Source organism: Streptomyces sp. NBC_00726, from assembly GCF_045161735.1.
Classification (GTDB): domain Bacteria; phylum Actinomycetota; class Actinomycetes; order Streptomycetales; family Streptomycetaceae; genus Streptomyces.
Map to the genome: position 1 here is coordinate 3,402,476 of NZ_CP108983.1, position 15,793 is coordinate 3,418,268.

Below are 15,793 nucleotides of genomic sequence, written 5' to 3' on the forward strand. Positions count from 1 at the left end.
TCCAGCTTCCGGGGCAGGTCGTATCCGATGCGGCGACCGGCACCGTACCCACGAGAAGACACTTGTACGCCCCAACCACCGCGATACCCGGCCGCCCGGCCGTGACCGCGGCATAGCATCGGGCGGGACCTGCCGGAGGGAGTGCGCCATGGTGTCCGCGGCCGACCGTGTGAACAACCCTGTCCGGTCCAGCGTGTGGCTGAAGACCCGGCAGCCCGCGCGCTCCCGCCGCGCCGACCAGCCGGCCGGGCTCGACCGGGAGCGGATCACCGCGGCCTCGGTCCGGCTGCTGGACGCCGAGGGGCTGGCGAAGTTCTCGATGCGCCGGCTGGCCGCCGAGCTGAACGTGACGGCCATGTCCCTGTACTGGTACGTGGACACCAAGGACGACCTGCTGGAACTGGCCCTCGACGCGGTCTACAGCGAGATCGCGCCGCCGTCCGCCGACGCCCCCTGGCAGGACCGGCTGCGCGCGGTCGCGGTGGCTTACCGGGGGCTGCTGGTGCGGCACGTCTGGGTCTCGCCGCTCGCGGGCCGCTTCCTCAACCTCGGCCCGCACGCGCTTCTGGTGACCCGCACCGTGCGGGACGTCATCCGGGCGACCGGGCTGCCCCCGGAGAGCCGCGGCGGAGCACTGTCGGCGGTCTTCCAGTTCGTGTACGGATTCGGCACGGCCGAGGGCCGGTTCGCGCGGCGCAGCGCGGAGGCGGGGCTCAGCCAGGACGAGTACGTCCGGCAGGCGATGGCGGCGATTCAGGAGCAGCCCCGGCTCGACGGCTTCGTGGAGGATTCGCCGGGCCTGATGGCGGCACGCGGCGGGGCCACCGTCGAGGAGACCCGCGAACGCGACTTCGCCTGCGCGCTGGACCTGCTGATCGCGGGGATCGACGCGATGCGGGGGCGCGCCCGCTGAGGGCTCAGTAACCCCGCCCCGTGTCCACCCTGAGCGCCGGTACCCGCCCCGCCGCCACCTCATGCCAACACGCCGCGAAGTCCGTGACGATGTCCTCGTCCGCCGTGATCCCCGCGGAGTGCGAGGTGACGACCGTACGCGGCAGCCGCCAGCACGCGTCCCCGGGGGCCGCCGGCTCGTCGGGCAGCACATCGAGCACCGCCCGCCGCACCGCCCCGGAACGCAGCGCCCCCTCCAGCGCCCCCAGATCCACCGTCGCGCCCCGCCCCACATTGAGGAACGTCGCCCCGCCCATCGCCGCGAACCGGTCCGCCCCGAAGTAGCCGGTGGTCGCCCCGGTCAGCGGGAGCGCGGCGACCACCCAGCGGGCGGGCACCGGTTCGTCCGCCGGGACCACCGCGTCGAAGCCGGGCGGCACCGGGCGCGGGGTGCGGGCGGCCGCCACGGTCCGGATGCCGCAGGCCCGGAGCAGCGCGGCGACGGCGGAACCGATGCGGCCGGTCCCGTGCACCACGGCGGTCTGTCCGGCGACGAGTTCGGAGTCGATGCGGCGCCACTCGGCGCGGGCGTGCTGGGCGGCGAACTCCTGGACGGACTGGCACTCCGCGAGCACCCAGCCCAGTACGTACTGCGCGATCCGCTCGCCCATCCGCCCCACGGTCCGGGTCAGCAGCACGCCGTCCGGCCAGGGCCCGGGCCGCAGCAGCGCGTCCGTACCCGCGTTGACGCTGTGGAACCACACCAGGTCCGCCCCGCGCACCGCGTCGGGCAGCGCGGCACCCACGTATACGAAGGGGCCCTCACCGGGCCCGCGTTCGATGGTGCGCCCGGTCGCCGCCGCCAGGCCGCGCACGGCGGCCTCGCCGACCTCGGGCCCGGCGACGATCCGGGCCCGGGCGGGCAGGGCGGCGGAGATCACGGGGCGAGGTGGGCCGGGAAGCCGCCGGTGGCGATGGGGCTCCAGCGCTCCGGGGTGATCCGGATGATCGACTTCCCCTGCTTCACCATCGCTGCCCGGTACTCGTCCCAGTCCGGGTGCTCGCCGGAGATGTTCCGGAAGTACTCGACCAGCGGCTCGACCGAGTCCGGCGCGTCGATGACCTCGGCGGAGCCGTCGATCTGGACCCAGGGCCCGTTCCAGTCGTCGGACAGGACGATCACGCTGACCCGTGTGTCGCGCTTGGCGTTACGGGTCTTGGCGCGCTCGGGGTACGTGGAGACCACGATCCGGCCCGCGTCGTCCACGCCGCAGGTGAGCGGGGAGCCCTGGGGGCGGCCGTCGGCCCGGGTGGTCAGCAGGATCGCCCGGTGCCGGGGCCGTACGAAGTCCAGCAGTGCGTCGAGTTCCACGGCGGTGTTCGTTGCGATGTTGGGTGCCATGGACCCGACCCTACGACGGAGGTTTGTCAGACGGTGGGCAGGGAATCGCCCTGCACGGCCTGGATGTCCAGCTCGACGCGGAGTGTGGTGCCGATCGCCGCGATGCCCGCCTGCACCACCTGGTTGTAGTTCATCGCGAAGTCCTCGCGGCGCAGTTCGGCGGTCGCGCTGAACGCCGCGCGCACCCCGCCCCACGGGTCGGGCCCGGTGCCGAGGTAGCTCAGGTCGAGGTCGACGGGCCGCTTCACACCGCGCATCGTCAGCTCGCCGCGCACGGTCCAGCGGTCGGGGCCGGCCGGGGTCAGCCCGCTGGAGCGGTAGGTGATCTCCGGGAAGCGGTCGGCGTCCAGGAAGTCGGGGGAGCGCAGGTGCTTGTCCCGCATGCCGTTGCCGGTGTCGATGCTGGACGCGTCGATGACCGCCTCGACCCGGGAGCTCTCCACGTCCTCGGAGATCTCGACGCGTCCGCCGAACGCGGTGAACCGGCCGTGCACGCTGGAGATCCCGAGGTGCTGGGCGACCGCGCCCACCGAGGAGTGCGCCGGATCCAGCGACCAGGCGCCCGGCGGCGGCAGCTCCACACCGCCCTGGCGGCCCAGCACCACCGTGCCCGCCTCGACCATGCCGCTCGCCGTGACGAGGGCGGTGGAGGCGGCGGGGGCGTACCCGACCGCCGTCACGATAACCGTGTACGCGCCCGCGGACAGCGGGGTGTCGGCCCGTACCGCCCCGGCCTCGTCGGCGCCGGCGCGCAGCACCTGGGTGCCGGTCATGTCAGTGACTGTCACGACCGCGTGCTGTACGGCCCAGCCGTCCCGCGTCCGTACCTGTGCGCGAAGTCCCATCCGTTCTCTCTCCTTGCTCATGACCCGTCGTCCGTCCACCGGACCGGGGCATTCAATGAGTCGGGCCCCGGGGCAGGGGACGGCAGGCCGTCCCCTGCCTGCCGTCCCCGCCGCCGGGGCCCATTTCCGCCGGCGGGTGCGGCACCTCCGCTCGAAGAGCGCCGCCCCCGCCAGGGGTCTTGTAGGGGCCCGGGGTCTACCCCGGACCGCGTGGATTACTCGCCTGGGTGGACGAGTTCGATGTCGTGGCCGTCGATCCCGTGACCGGCCACCGTCAGGGCACCGGCCACCGGCGGGTAGCCGGTCGCGATGACCGTGTACTCGCCCGCGTCCAGGTCGGCGAAGGCGTACGCCCCGTCCTCCCCGGTGGTCGAGTTGGCGATCACGTTGCCGGCCGCGTCGACCAGCGTGACCCGGGCGTCCGGCAGCGGGCGGCGGCTCGCACCGGCCCGTACGACGCCCTGGACCAGCGCACCGGCCCGGAGCTCGGCGTCGACCCGGGTGACCCCCTGGCCGCCGATCTCGACCGGCAGCGCCAGCGGGCGGAAGCCGGCCGCGTTGACCGCGACGGTCACCGCGCCGGGGACCAGCTCGCCGAAGGCGAAGTCGCCCGTCTCGGCGGATTTGCCGGTGGCCAGGACGTCGCCGCGCACATCGGTCACGATGACCATGGCGTCCGCGACCGGTGTGCCGCTCTCGGCGGCGCGCACGGTGCCGGCCAGGCCGCTCGTACCCGCGAGGAGGATGTCGTACACCAGCGGCTCGTCGCCGACGACCACGGTGGACGCCTGCGGCTGGAAGCCGTCGGAGGACGCGATCAGGACGTACGAACCGGCGCCCGGGGCGGCCAGCTCGTAGCCCCCGTCGGCCTGCGCGGCGGCGATGCCCAGCTGCCGGCCGCCGAGCGAGATCAGCGTGACGGCCGCCCGGGCCACGGGCGCGCCCTCGGCGCCCCGGACCACACCGCGGACGGGGGTGCCGCCCTTGCCGAAGTCCATGGGGGCCCCGGCCTCGGCGACGGGAGCCGCCTCGGCGGTGTCGACCGCGGTGACCCCGGCGGCGCCCTCCGCGACCGCCTCGGTGACGGATTCGGCGGGGACCTCGGCGGGCACCCCGGCCGGAGCCTGGGCGTCGTTGCCGGCCCGGGTCTTCAGCGCGACCTCCTTGATGAACAGCGTGATCAGGAAGGCGAGCAGCGCTGCCGGGGCGGCGTACAGGAAGATGTCACCGACGCCGTGCCCGTAAGCGGCCTCCATGACCGTACGGAACGGGGCGGGCAGCTTGTCCAGGTCGGGGATGCCCCCGCCGCCGGTGCCGCCGTGGCCCAGGGCGGCACCCTGCGGACCGAGGTCCGCGAGGCCGTCCTTGACGTAATGGGTGACGCGGTTCGCCATGACGGCGCCCAGCGCCGAGACGCCGATCGCACCACCGAGGGAACGGAAGAAGGTGACGACGGAGCTGGCCGAACCGAGGTCCTTCGGGTCCACCTGGTTCTGCGTGGCGAGCACCAGGTTCTGCATCATCATGCCGATGCCGAGGCCCATGACGAACATGAAGACCGCGATGTGCCAGTACGTCGTGTCGTAGCGGATCGTGCCGAGCATGCCGAGCCCGGCGGTGAGCAGGAAGCCACCGCTGACCAGCCATGCCTTCCAGCGACCGGTCTTGGTGATGATCTGACCGGAGACCGTCGAGGAGAGGAACAGACCACCGATCATCGGAATGGTCATCACACCGGACATCGTCGGCGACTTGCCGCGCGCCAGCTGGAAGTACTGGCTGAAGAAGACCGTGCCGGCGAACATCGCGATACCGACGAACAGCGAGGCGAGCGAGGCGAGCGTGATCGTCCGGTTGCGGAAGAGCCGCAGCGGAATGATCGGTTCGCTGGCGCGGGACTCGGTGAGGACGAAGAGCAGTGCGAGGACCAGGGAGCCCGCGAGCATCACACCGGTCTGCCAGGAGGCCCAGTCGTACTTGTCGCCCGCGAAGGTCACCCACAGGAGCAGCAGCGAGACGGCGGCGCTGATGAAGAAGGCGCCGGTCCAGTCGACCTTGACCTCGCGCTTGACGACCGGGAGCTTCAGGGTCTTCTGGAGCACGATCAGGGCGATCACCGCGAACGGCACACCCACGTAGAAGCACCAGCGCCAGCCCATCCAGCTGGTGTCGGTGATGACGCCGCCGAGCAGCGGGCCGCCGACGGTGGCGACGGCGAAGACCGCGCCCAGATAACCGCTGTAACGGCCGCGCTCGCGCGGGGCGATCATGGCGGCCATGACGATCTGGGCGAGCGCGGAGAGACCGCCGACGCCGATGCCCTGCACCACGCGGCAGGCGATGAGCATGCCGGAACTGGTCGAGAGCCCGGCGACGACCGAGCCGCCGACGTAGATGATCAGGGCTATCTGGACCAGCAGCTTCTTGCTGAACAGGTCGGCGAGCTTGCCCCACAGCGGGGTGGTCGCCGTCATCGCCAGCAGCGAGGCGGTGACCACCCAGGTGTACGCGCTCTGGCCGCCGCCCAGGTCGGAGATGATCTCCGGCAGGGCGTTGGAGACGACGGTGGACGACAGGATCGCGACGAACATGCCGAGCAGCAGCCCGGTCAGCGCTTCCATGATCTGCCGGTGTGTCATCGGCGTGCCGTCGGAGGAGTCGTGGCCCCCGTGCTTGGCGTGGCCGCCCCGCACACCGGTCGGTGTGGTCGTAGCCATGTAAGTCCTTGTCTTTCGCTTCTGTTACGCGGGTGTACGGGTGTACGAGCCGTCATGGCTGTCGGCCCGGCGCGGGCGGCAGTCGCCGCTGTGCTTTCCGGAGGCGCACCCTCCGGTGCCGCGGCAGGAGAAGCTGTCGCGCAGCCGGGCCAGCAACGTGTTGAGCTGCCCGACCTCGTCGTCGGACCAATCCTGAAGATGGCAGGCGAACATCTCGGTCGACCGGCGGTAGAGGTCCTCCAGCACCTCCTGTCCCGCGGGGGTCAGCCGCAGGATGCGGGAGCGCTTGTCCGCCGGGTCCGGGAACCGTTCGATCCAGCCCCGTTCCGCCACGTGGGCGACGTGCCGGCTGGTCACCGACATGTCGACCGCGAGGAGCTCGGCCAGCCGGCTGATCCGCATCTCCCCGTGCCGGCTCAGCAGAGTCAGCACGGCGGCGGAGCCACCGGGGCATTCGGCGGGCAGGATGCGGGCGAGACCGCGCTTCACGGCCCCGATGGCACTCAGCTGCCGGGCCAGTTCTTCGTACTGACTCCGTGCGGCCACGGGACCCCCAGACAATCTCACCGGTCATCTTGTTGCTTAGGGCAACCATAGAAGCCATTGGTTGCTACAGGCAAACGAAAAGGGGCTTGCTGGAGTAAAGGAACGCAAAAGGCTGCGCCGGGTCCTGGTCAAACCCGCAGTGTCTGCGGTATTGGAGGGGGCGGTGTGGTACGCGCCACACCGGTGGTGGATCGGTGGGCGGCGCCCGGGGGTTGGGCCGTTCGCCCGAGTTCGCTAGGGTCCTGCGACATGGCACACAATCCCCACGCACCGCAGGGTCCCGAGGGCTCCTACGACCCGGCCGGCAGCACCCAGATGTTCCGCGCCTTCGTCGACGAGGGCGGCGAGCCGCAGCGCGCGCAGCAGCCCGCCGCCGTCTCCTCCGGTCCGCGGACCGGACTGATCGCCGGAATCGTCGCGGTGGTTATCGTGCTCGGCGCGGTCGCCTGGCTCGCGCTCGGCTGACCGACCCGTTACGCGCTCCGACCCGCATCCGTCTTCGCGCCGCTTCCTCGCGCTGATCTCCGCGCCGTTCTTCGCGCCGCTTCCTCGCCGATCCGCGAGGGGGCGGCGCTTCGGTTTGCGGCCGCCGCGCCATGGGAACGCGCACCGGCCGCCGGGGAGGCCCCGGCGGCCGGTGGTGAGGCGGGTCCGGACTCAGTCCGCGATGAGCCCTTCCCTGAGCTGGGCGAGCGTACGCGTCAGCAGACGGGAGACGTGCATCTGCGAGATGCCCACCTCCTCGCCGATCTGCGACTGGGTCATGTTGGCGAAGAACCGCAGCATGATGATCTGGCGCTCGCGCGCCGGGAGCTTGGCCAGCAGCGGCTTGAGCGATTCGCGGTACTCGACGCCTTCCAGCGCCGTGTCCTCGTAGCCCAGCCGGTCGGCCAGCGAGCCCTCGCCGCCGTCGTCCTCGGGGGCGGGCGAGTCCAGCGACGAGGCGGTGTAGGCGTTGCCCACGGCCAGACCGTCGACCACCTCCTCCTCGGAGACCCCGAGCGCCCGGGCCAGCTCCGGCACGGTCGGCGAGCGGTCCAGCTTCTGCGCGAGCTCGTCGCTGGTCCGGGTGAGGGCGAGCCGGAGCTCCTGGAGCCGGCGCGGCACCCGCACCGACCACGAGGTGTCGCGGAAGAAGCGCTTGATCTCGCCCACGACGGTCGGCATCGCGAACGTCGGGAACTCCACGCCCCGTTCGCAGTCGAAGCGGTCGATCGCCTTGATCAGGCCGATCGTGCCGACCTGGACGATGTCCTCCATCGGTTCGTTACGGCTCCGGAACCGCGCCGCGGCGTACCGCACGAGGGGCAGGTTGAGCTCGATGAGTGTGTCCCGCACATAGGCGCGCTCCGGGCTGTCGGTCCCACCGGGGCCCGGAGCGGGACCCAGCGCGGCGAGCCGCAGGAACAGGGAGCGGGAGAGCGTGCGGGTGTCGATGGCTTCCGGCGAGCTGGTGAGCGCAACGGGTGCCGGCTCGCTCTTTTCGAGCGTGAGCACCTTCGAGCTGCCCTGTTCTTCGGACATGCCACCCCCTTGAGGTCGCGGACGGTCGCGGTGGCCACGACCATCGGAGGAACGCAGCCTCCACCTGAATACCGGAGGTGGGGCTGCGGCAAACTCACTTCCCGCAGAATGTCACATGTCGGCAACACGCTGTAGTGACTTGTCGACAAGTCTGGGGTGAGTCTGCGCAGTTAACAAGGGGTGTGGGGCTTTTGGACCCGGGGAAAAGCTCCGGGAACGGTCTACCCGTTTCGGTTACGCCTCGATCCTGTTTGCGGATCGGAGTCTGGCGAAACTCCGGGCCAGGAGCCTTGACACATGCATCTGAGAGACCCCCAGCTCGGCGCTGATCTGGGACTGCGTCAGGTTGCTGTAGTACCGCAGCAGCAGAATCCGCTGCTCCCGCTCGGGCAGTTGTACGAGGAGGTGCCGGACCAGGTCGCGGTGCTCGACACCGGCGAGGGCCGGGTCCTCGTAGCCGAGCCGGTCGAGGAGGCCGGGGAGCCCGTCGCCCTCCTGGGCGGCCTCCAGCGAGGTCGCGTGGTACGAGCGGCCGGCCTCGATGCAGGCCAGCACCTCGTCCTCGGAGATCTTCAGCCGCTCGGCGATCTCCGCGGTGGTGGGGGAGCGGCCGTGTGCGGTCGTCAGGTCCTCGGTGGCGCCGGTGACCTGCACCCAGAGCTCGTGCAGCCGGCGGGGGACGTGGACGGTGCGTACGTTGTCCCGGAAGTACCGCTTGATCTCGCCGACCACGGTGGGCATCGCGAACGTCGGGAACTGCACGCCGCGTTCGGGGTCGAAGCGGTCGATCGCGTTGATCAGCCCGATGGTGCCGACCTGGACGACGTCCTCCATCGGCTCGTTCCGGCTGCGGAACCGCGCGGCGGCGTACCGCACCAGCGGGAGGTTGGCCTCGATCAGCGCGGTGCGCACCCGGTCGTGCTCCGCGGTGCCCGGTTCCAGGTTCTTCAGCTGCCCGAAGAGCACCTGGGTGAGCGCCCTGGTGTCGGCGGTCCGGGACCTGGCGGGGGCGGCCGTCTCGTCGGGGGTCTCGTGGACCGTCGTCTGCACCTGGCCCGGCGGCGGGGCGGGCGGCCCGGCGGGCGGGACGGCCGGTGCCGTCTGGTGGACCTGGGGAGGCACTTGAGGCGCTGTACTGGCCGGCACGATGACGCCACCCCTTCGCGGTCAACAACTACGGCTTGCGGTCAACTTCGGTCATTTCGTCCCTCAAAGCGGTCATAGCATCACAAGACATGACCACTATGTGCAAGCACCCCATAGCGCCGTGTTGACCTTGCCCGGGTTTAAAACGTGTGCCGGGCGTCCATCGGGTCCTGGGACAAAGAAAAGCCCCTCACCGTCGCGGTGAGGGGCTCGCAGGGCCGAAGGCGTCAGAACGGGTAGTCGGCGATCACCCAGGTGGCGAATTCACGCCACTGACCGGCGGCCGCCTGATGGTCGGGGTGCTCGATGTAACGCTTCAGCGCGGCCTCGTCCGCGACCGCCGAGTTGATGGCGAAGTCGTACGCGATCGGCCGGTCGGTGATGTTCCAGGCGCACTCCCAGAACTCCAGCTCCGGGATGGTCCCCTCCAGCGCCCGGAACGCCTCCGCACCCGAGACGACCCTCGGGTCGTCCCGCTCGACGCCGTCGTTCAGCTTGAACAGGACCAGATGGCGGATCACGCGGTACCCCTAGTTGACGAGCTCGGACATGAAGTCGCCGACGGCCTGCGCGGCGTCCGCGATGCCCTCGAACCCTACTTGCACCAGGTCCGCGGCCCGGGCGGGGGAGTTGATGATCGTGTAGAGCACGAAGACGACAATCACGTAGAGAGCTATCTTCTTCGCTTGCACCATCGGCCCCTGACTCCCCTTCGATCCCCTGCGGTTTCGATCCCCTGTGCGGTCGGGCGAGTCTATCCACACACCTGCGCGGATTCGTCGGCCGTTTCCGTCACGTGCCGAGTCCGTGGCTCCGACGGCCAGGGGACCAACGTCCCGCGCATCGGGGCCCTTGGTCTGCCCGCGCGGGGGTCCCGGCGAGGCAGGATGGAAGATGAGCCCCCCGGACTCCGGGGGGCCGGGAACGGGAGCCCTGCCGGGGACCCATGCCGTGGCCTCCCCCGACCGCGGCAAGGAGCGGCAGGCCCCGTGACCGGGGGAAGCGGCACATCCCCCCGATGCCGCTTCCCCCTTCCTCTCTCTACTTCTTCTCGCGCGAGCCCTGCGCATCGCCCAACGCGTCGTACAGCTCCCGCCGGCTGATCCCGAACGGCCGGAGCACCGTGCTCAGGGTGCGCGCGGTGACCCCCTGCTCCACCAGCAGCGGGACCAGGGGCCGCAGGTCCACGTTCCAGGCGGCGCGCTCCGGCGGCGCCAGGACATACACACCCTCCTCCTCGCCCCCGCCGGCCTCCACCGCCTCGGAGAGCTGCAGCCACGACACCCCGTGCCCGAGATCGGCGGGCCCGTCCGGCACGGCGATCCGGCGGTCCCCGGCGGACCCGGCCAGCACCTCGGCGAGCACGGCGAGATCGGCGGCGGGTGCCCGGAACACCACGGGGGCCGGTGCCGTCCGCACCAGCTCCGTCTGCGGCCCGGCCGCGAGCGCCCGGCGGTCGGTCCGGCCCAGGTGGACCGCCGGCGCGACCGGCAGGCCCGCCGCGAGCAGCGCCGGTACGGTCCCGGTCGCGTCGCCCGTCACCTCGAACCGGGCCCCCTGACCGGCCGCATCGGCCAGCCACGCCCCGGCCGCCTGCGAGACGCCGTCCAGCGGGCCGGAGACGGACGCGGCGATCACCCCGCCGTCCGCGAGGGCCGCGCGCGCCTCGTCCGGGACGCGCGCCGCGTCCAGGTCCACCGAGGCGTCCGCCGCGCGCCACAGCAGCCCCGGGCGCCCCTCCGGCTCCGGCAGGCCGCGGCGGTGGACGAGGACCAGCGGCCGGCGCGGCCCGGTCTCGGTGAGCGTCAGGGTCACCTCGGTCGCCGGGTCGCCCAGCGCCGCCACGAAGTCCGGGTCGAGGTCGCTCGCCACCAGGGTGCTGCGGAAGGCGAAGGTGTCCGGTGAGGCGTGGTCGCTGCGGCGGAGGACCAGGCGGTCGGTCACCTCGTGGTGCGGGTTGACCACGGCGGTGCCGGTCGCGACGTGCGGCCCGGCCGCGAGGCGGACGGCGACGGGGCCGCGCAGGAGGGCCAGACCCTCCTGGTCGAAGGCGGCGGCCACCCCGACGACGCAGGTCGCCCGGGGCGTGATCTCCCGCTCGCCGGTGAACTCCAGGGTCTTCGCATGGGTCGCGCGGACGTGTCCGTGGCCCCGGGCGTGGATCTTCATTGCCTTCTCCAGGGCCTAGGTGCGTTGTCCGGACCGGTCATCGTAGTCCGCGTCCGCGGGCGCGGAGCGGGCCGGCGGGGGCCCAGTAGACTTCCCGGCATGTTCGAACACCTCCGCCATAAGCCGGGCACCCCCCTGCTCCGTAACCGCGAGCTCGTCATCGCGTGCTCGGCGTTTCGCAGCCGTGTGAATCTGTCCAGCGTGGTGCGCACGGCGGGGTGCTGCGGAGTCGAGCGGATCATCGCCTGCGGCAATGTGAAACTCGACCCGAAGATCGCGCGCGACGGTGCCGACAACGTCGAGATCGAAATGCGCCGGAGCCTTCCGCCGGTGCTGAAGAAGATGCGCGAGGACGGTTACACCGTCATCGCGCTCGAACAGGCCACGAATTCGAAGAGCCTGCACGAGATCAGCTTCCCCCGTAAGTCGGTCATCGTCCTCGGAAACGAGCGGACCGGCCTCAAGGAGGACGAGCTGGCGTGCGTGGACGAATGCGTGGAAATCCCGGTCTGGGGCTCCCCGCACAGCTACAACGTCGCCACCGCCGGCGCCATGGCCATGTACGAGTACTGCCGGCAGTTCCCGACCGGCTGACCCGGCCGGCTCACTCCTCCGGTCCGGCCGTGACCGCTGTCAGGGTCGCGATGACCTCGGTGCTGTCCGAGTCCAGCCGGCGCGCCCACGACGAGGAGACGGCAGCGGCCTCCTCGGCCTTCGTGAGCTGGAAACCGGTGACCTTCCAGCCGGCCGCGAGCGCCTTTCCGGTGAGCACCTCTTCGACGTACGGAGGGGTCAGCTCCGGAAGTCCCTGGATGTCCCGCGGCACGGGCTCCCGCCAAATGCTGGTGCCGACCGTCGCCGTGAGCGGCGCATTCGGCCTGGCGACGGTACGAAGACCGCTCCAGATGTCCTCGTCGCCGCGTACGAGACCGTGGAGCAGTTTCCCCCACGGCATCAGGACCAGCAATTCATCGGCGGCCCCCCGAAGCTCCTCCGGGGCATTCTCGATCGCCGCGTTCACGAGCAGCAGATTGGGTACGCCGCCCTTGGCGGGTTTGCGGCGGCTGCGAATGCTCGTCTGTGTCATCCGCTGCCACGCCGGGTCCACGCCCACGACCAGCCAGTCCGGATTCTCCTTGGCGATGCGATAGGACGCCCGGGCGTCCCCCGTACCGACATCGACGACGACCCGGGAACTCTCCTGGACCAGCCGCTCGAATTCACCCTCGGCGGCCTTTTCGAGCTTCTTGCCCCGCACGATCTGCATCACGGCCAGTGCTTTCTTCTCTCGGCTGTCCGGACGGCGGCGGCCGGTCCCGGCGGGCGTCCCGCCGCCCCCGGCATGATCCCCCAGCACGGGGCCCGGTGACCAACCGGCACCGGAGGCGGGCACACGTAAAACCGCCCCCGATCCGTTCACACGGTTCGGGGGCGGTTCTCGCTGGCGGTAGCGGAGGGATTTGAACCCTCGGTGAGTTTCCCCACACTCGCTTTCGAGGCGAGCTCCTTCGGCCGCTCGGACACGCTACCGAGAGAGAGCTTAGACCATGTTGGCCGTACGCCGAAATCCGTTACGGGGCGACGCCACGCGCCCCGGCCGGGCCAGGTCAGCGGTCCCGGAAGAAGGCCGTCAGCGGGGCCGCGCACTCGGCCTCCAGGACCCCGGCGACCACCTCGGGGCGGTGGTTGAGGCGGCGGTCGCGTACGACGTCCCAGAGCGAGCCGGCGGCCCCGGCCTTCTCGTCCCGGGCGCCGTAGACCACCCGGTCCACCCGGGCCTGCACCAGGGCGCCCGCGCACATCGTGCAGGGCTCCAGGGTGACCACCAGGGTGCAGCCGGACAGGCGCCACTCGCCGAGTGCGGCGGCGGCCCGGCGCAGCGCCAGGACCTCGGCGTGCGCGGTCGGGTCGCCGGTCGCCTCGCGTTCGTTGTGCCCGGTGGCCAGCGGGGCGCCGTCCGGGCCGAGGACGACGGCGCCGACCGGTACGTCACCGGTCGCCGCCGCACGGCCGGCCTCGGCCAGGGCGCGGCGCATCACCGCCCGCCACGGGTCCCGTACGGGATCGGGCAGGTCCGGGTCGTGCGGACGGGATGCTTCGCTCACCCGCGGGACCCTAGCGGACGGTCTCCAGCACCTCGGCCGCCCCGAGGGCGTCCGCGATCTCGGCCAGGGCGTCCGTCCGCAGCATCAGCAGCTCGGCCTCGGGGAGCCCGAGGTCGGACAGGACCCCGGAGTCGCCGATCGGGCCGGCCGGGACGACGCCCGCGGAGGGCCCTTCGTCGTCACCGTCGTCGTCGTTGGATGCGGTCTCGGGCTCGCCGTCCTCGGTGCCGTCGAGGCCGACGAGCTCCTCCAGGGCGGCGATCGTGTCCTCGGCGCCTGGTTCGCGGCCGAGCAGTTCGTCGGTGAGCAGGATCTCCCCGTACGAGGAGCGGGCGGCGGCGGAGGCGTCCGAGACGTAGATCCGGGGGTCCTCCTCACCGTCCACCCGGACGACGCCGAACCAGGCGTCCTCCTGCTCGATGAACACGAGCACCGTGTCCTCGTCAACCGAGGCGTCACGGGCCAGATCCGTCAGGTCGGACAGGGTCTCCACATCATCGAGCTCCGTGTCGCTCGCTTCCCACCCGTCTTCGGTGCGCGCGAGCAGTGCGGCGAAGTACACCGTGACTCTCCCTCTGGTCTCGGGGCCAAGGGCCGGTCCGGGCGGGGAACAGCCGGTGCTCCGGCTGCCCTGCGTCCCGCCCATTCGGCATCGTGACAGATACCGGCGCTCCGCGAGAGCAGTTCGGCGGTTGAGTCGGCCACCAGTTCTCTCCACCACCGTCACCAGCGGCTTTTCCGCAGGTCGGAGGGGCTACCAGCGGAACGTGCGCATCCGCATGGCCTGGCGCATTCGGGCGGCTTTGACCCGCCGCGGCTGGACCCGGTCGCGCAGCGCCTTCGCCTCGTGGAGCTCGCGGAGGAACTGGGCGCGCCGCCGCCGGCGCTGTGCGTCGGTCTCAGGAGTGTCGGGGGTGTCCGGTGCGCCGGGGGTGTCCGGTGTGCTCCGGGGAGTCCGCGCGTTCCGGGGGTCCTCGGCGCTCTGTGCCCCGTCGGCCATCGGCTCTTCACCCCCAAGGCTGGCTGCGTCGCTGGGTCCGTATGCCACCACCTTCCCCCCGAACGTGTGGATGATGCCAGCGCACGGGTGCGGGAGGCGCGGCTACGCTGGGAGTCATGCGGATCCACGTCGTCGACCACCCGCTGGTCGCGCACAAACTCACCACCCTGCGCGACAAGCGCACCGACTCCCCGACCTTCCGGCGCCTCGCCGACGAGCTGGTGACCCTGCTCGCGTACGAGGCCACCCGCGATGTGCGCACCGAACAGGTCGACATCGAGACCCCGGTGACACCCACCACCGGAGTGAAGCTGTCGTACCCCCGCCCCCTGGTCGTCCCGATCCTGCGGGCCGGTCTCGGCATGCTGGACGGCATGGTCCGGCTGCTGCCGACCGCCGAGGTGGGCTTCCTGGGCATGATCCGCGACGAGGAGACGCTCAAGGCGTCCACGTACGCGAGCCGGATGCCCGACGACCTCTCGGGCCGCCAGGTCTATGTGCTCGACCCGATGCTGGCCACCGGCGGCACGCTCGTCGCGGCCATCCAGGAGCTGATCAGGCGCGGCGCCGACGACGTCACCGCGGTCGTGCTCCTCGCCGCCCCCGAGGGCGTCGAGGTCATGGAGCGCGAGCTCGCCGGGACGCCGGTCACCGTGGTCACCGCCTCGGTCGACGAGCGGCTCAACGAGAACGGCTACATCGTGCCGGGCCTCGGCGACGCGGGCGACCGCATGTACGGCACCGTCGACTAGACGCCCGACTGGGCACCCGACCGGGCGCCCACCGCGCGAACGCCCCGCCCGGCGCCTTCCCCGGCAGTCAGCAGGAGGAGGGCGCCGGGGAGGGCTTCGTCAGCGCGGACAGCGCGGCGGCGGCCGTCTGCGGCTTGCTGAACGCCGTGAACTTCTTTCCGATGATCAGATCGACCTCCGCGTTCTTGCGGGCGTCGGTCTTCGTCGTGGCCCCGGGCAGCTGGGCGCCCAGCACCGGGAAGGTGCCGTCGGCGGCGGCCGGGGCGCCGAGCAGGATGCCCGTACCCGGCACCTTCTTGTCGTACGCGGCGGTGGCGTTCCCCACCTCGCCGATCTTGAACCCGCGCTTCTTCAGCTCGTCGGCGGCCGCCTTGGCGAGACCGCCGCGCGTGGTCGCGTTGTAGACGTTGACCGTGATCTTCGCGGGCTGCGGCAGCACCTTCGCGGGTTTCGACGCCTGCGGGGACGGGCAGCGCTCGTTCCGGTCGGCGGCACTGGCCGTCTTGTCGCCGCCGGTGAAGACATCGATGAGCTGGAGCGTGCCCCATCCGGCCAGCCCGAGGGCGACCACGGAGGCGATGGTCGCGAAGATCATTCTGCTGCGGCGGCGGGGGCGTCGCATGCGGGGGTACTTGTCACCCGTGATGCGGTACTTTCCGCCCATGCCGGGGGGAGTGAGCATGCTCATGGGCGCAG

19 protein-coding genes and 1 tRNA gene are annotated in these 15,793 nt (G+C 71.6%); 4 read left to right on the forward strand and 16 right to left on the reverse strand.

Going from position 1 to position 15,793, the window contains the following annotated elements:
* Positions 1–148: 148 nt before the first annotated feature.
* Entirely contained in the window at positions 149–913 is a 765-nt protein-coding gene (locus OG338_RS15150) for a TetR/AcrR family transcriptional regulator (RefSeq protein ID WP_405937832.1), read from the forward strand.
* A gap of 4 nt (positions 914–917) precedes the next feature.
* Here OG338_RS15150 and OG338_RS15155 read toward each other — a convergent pair whose 3' ends face one another.
* The 5 genes from OG338_RS15155 to OG338_RS15175 form a co-directional block, all read right to left on the reverse strand.
* On the reverse strand, positions 918–1,832 hold the full coding sequence (locus tag OG338_RS15155; protein ID WP_405937833.1) for an NAD(P)-dependent oxidoreductase: 915 nt from the start codon (positions 1,830–1,832) through the stop codon (positions 918–920).
* Positions 1,829–2,293 carry a PPOX class F420-dependent oxidoreductase gene (locus tag OG338_RS15160; protein WP_405937834.1) on the reverse strand — a complete coding sequence of 155 codons (465 nt, stop codon included), beginning with the start codon at positions 2,291–2,293 and terminating at the stop codon, positions 1,829–1,831. Before OG338_RS15160 ends, OG338_RS15155 begins: the two co-directional genes overlap by 4 nt.
* A 26-nt stretch (positions 2,294–2,319) precedes the next feature.
* Positions 2,320–3,138 (reverse strand): YceI family protein, encoded by an 819-nt coding sequence (locus tag OG338_RS15165; RefSeq protein ID WP_405937835.1) that lies wholly within the window; start codon positions 3,136–3,138, stop codon positions 2,320–2,322.
* Positions 3,139–3,353: 215 nt separating this feature from the next.
* A complete protein-coding gene (locus OG338_RS15170) occupies positions 3,354–5,855 on the reverse strand; it encodes an MFS transporter (RefSeq protein ID WP_405937836.1) in 2,502 nt (833 codons plus the stop codon).
* A gap of 24 nt (positions 5,856–5,879) precedes the next feature.
* Positions 5,880–6,401: a MarR family winged helix-turn-helix transcriptional regulator gene (locus OG338_RS15175; RefSeq protein ID WP_405937837.1), complete on the reverse strand. Its 522-nt coding sequence runs from the start codon at positions 6,399–6,401 to the stop codon at positions 5,880–5,882.
* A 249-nt stretch (positions 6,402–6,650) separates the two neighbouring features.
* On the opposite strand from OG338_RS15175, the gene OG338_RS15180 reads away from it, so the two are divergent.
* On the forward strand, positions 6,651–6,866 hold the full coding sequence (locus OG338_RS15180) for a hypothetical protein (RefSeq protein WP_405937838.1): 216 nt from the start codon (positions 6,651–6,653) through the stop codon (positions 6,864–6,866).
* 192 nt (positions 6,867–7,058) lie between these two features.
* Here OG338_RS15180 and OG338_RS15185 read toward each other — a convergent pair whose 3' ends face one another.
* From OG338_RS15185 to OG338_RS15205, 5 genes are all read right to left on the reverse strand, one after another.
* Complete coding sequence (locus OG338_RS15185) at positions 7,059–7,925, reverse strand: RNA polymerase sigma factor SigF (RefSeq protein WP_405937839.1); 867 nt, start codon at positions 7,923–7,925, stop codon at positions 7,059–7,061.
* Positions 7,926–8,159: 234 nt separating this feature from the next.
* Entirely contained in the window at positions 8,160–9,047 is an 888-nt protein-coding gene (locus OG338_RS15190; protein ID WP_405937840.1) for an RNA polymerase sigma factor SigF, read from the reverse strand.
* Between the two features lie 251 nt (positions 9,048–9,298).
* On the reverse strand, positions 9,299–9,592 hold the full coding sequence (locus OG338_RS15195; protein ID WP_405937841.1) for a Dabb family protein: 294 nt from the start codon (positions 9,590–9,592) through the stop codon (positions 9,299–9,301).
* Between the two features lie 9 nt (positions 9,593–9,601).
* A complete protein-coding gene (locus OG338_RS15200) occupies positions 9,602–9,766 on the reverse strand; it encodes a hypothetical protein (protein ID WP_405937842.1) in 165 nt (54 codons plus the stop codon).
* Between the two features lie 346 nt (positions 9,767–10,112).
* Entirely contained in the window at positions 10,113–11,240 is a 1,128-nt protein-coding gene (locus OG338_RS15205) for a DUF371 domain-containing protein (RefSeq protein ID WP_405937843.1), read from the reverse strand.
* A gap of 99 nt (positions 11,241–11,339) precedes the next feature.
* Here OG338_RS15205 and OG338_RS15210 point away from each other — a divergent pair, with 99 nt between their 5' ends.
* Positions 11,340–11,834, forward strand: coding sequence for a TrmH family RNA methyltransferase (locus tag OG338_RS15210; RefSeq protein ID WP_405937844.1), 495 nt, complete (start codon positions 11,340–11,342; stop codon positions 11,832–11,834).
* A 10-nt stretch (positions 11,835–11,844) separates the two neighbouring features.
* Here the strand turns inward: OG338_RS15210 and OG338_RS15215 are convergent, their stop codons facing one another.
* The 5 genes from OG338_RS15215 to OG338_RS15235 all read right to left on the reverse strand — a co-directional run bounded on the left by OG338_RS15215 (position 11,845) and on the right by OG338_RS15235 (position 14,345).
* Positions 11,845–12,507, reverse strand: coding sequence for an rRNA methyltransferase (locus OG338_RS15215; RefSeq protein WP_405940432.1), 663 nt, complete (start codon positions 12,505–12,507; stop codon positions 11,845–11,847).
* 175 nt (positions 12,508–12,682) lie between these two features.
* Positions 12,683–12,770, reverse strand: a tRNA-Ser gene (locus OG338_RS15220).
* 77 nt (positions 12,771–12,847) lie between these two features.
* On the reverse strand, positions 12,848–13,345 hold the full coding sequence (gene tadA, locus OG338_RS15225; protein ID WP_405937845.1) for a tRNA adenosine(34) deaminase TadA: 498 nt from the start codon (positions 13,343–13,345) through the stop codon (positions 12,848–12,850).
* Between the two features lie 10 nt (positions 13,346–13,355).
* Positions 13,356–13,907, reverse strand: a complete 552-nt coding sequence (locus OG338_RS15230; RefSeq protein WP_405937846.1) for a hypothetical protein — start codon at positions 13,905–13,907, stop codon at positions 13,356–13,358.
* A gap of 192 nt (positions 13,908–14,099) precedes the next feature.
* Entirely contained in the window at positions 14,100–14,345 is a 246-nt protein-coding gene (locus OG338_RS15235) for a hypothetical protein (protein WP_405937847.1), read from the reverse strand.
* A gap of 116 nt (positions 14,346–14,461) precedes the next feature.
* Between OG338_RS15235 and upp the strand changes: the two genes are divergently transcribed.
* Complete coding sequence (gene upp / locus OG338_RS15240) at positions 14,462–15,097, forward strand: uracil phosphoribosyltransferase (RefSeq protein WP_018101779.1); 636 nt, start codon at positions 14,462–14,464, stop codon at positions 15,095–15,097.
* 67 nt (positions 15,098–15,164) lie between these two features.
* Here upp and OG338_RS15245 read toward each other — a convergent pair whose 3' ends face one another.
* Positions 15,165–15,761, reverse strand: a complete 597-nt coding sequence (locus tag OG338_RS15245; protein WP_405940433.1) for a LytR C-terminal domain-containing protein — start codon at positions 15,759–15,761, stop codon at positions 15,165–15,167.
* Between the last annotated feature and the right edge of the window lie 32 nt (positions 15,762–15,793).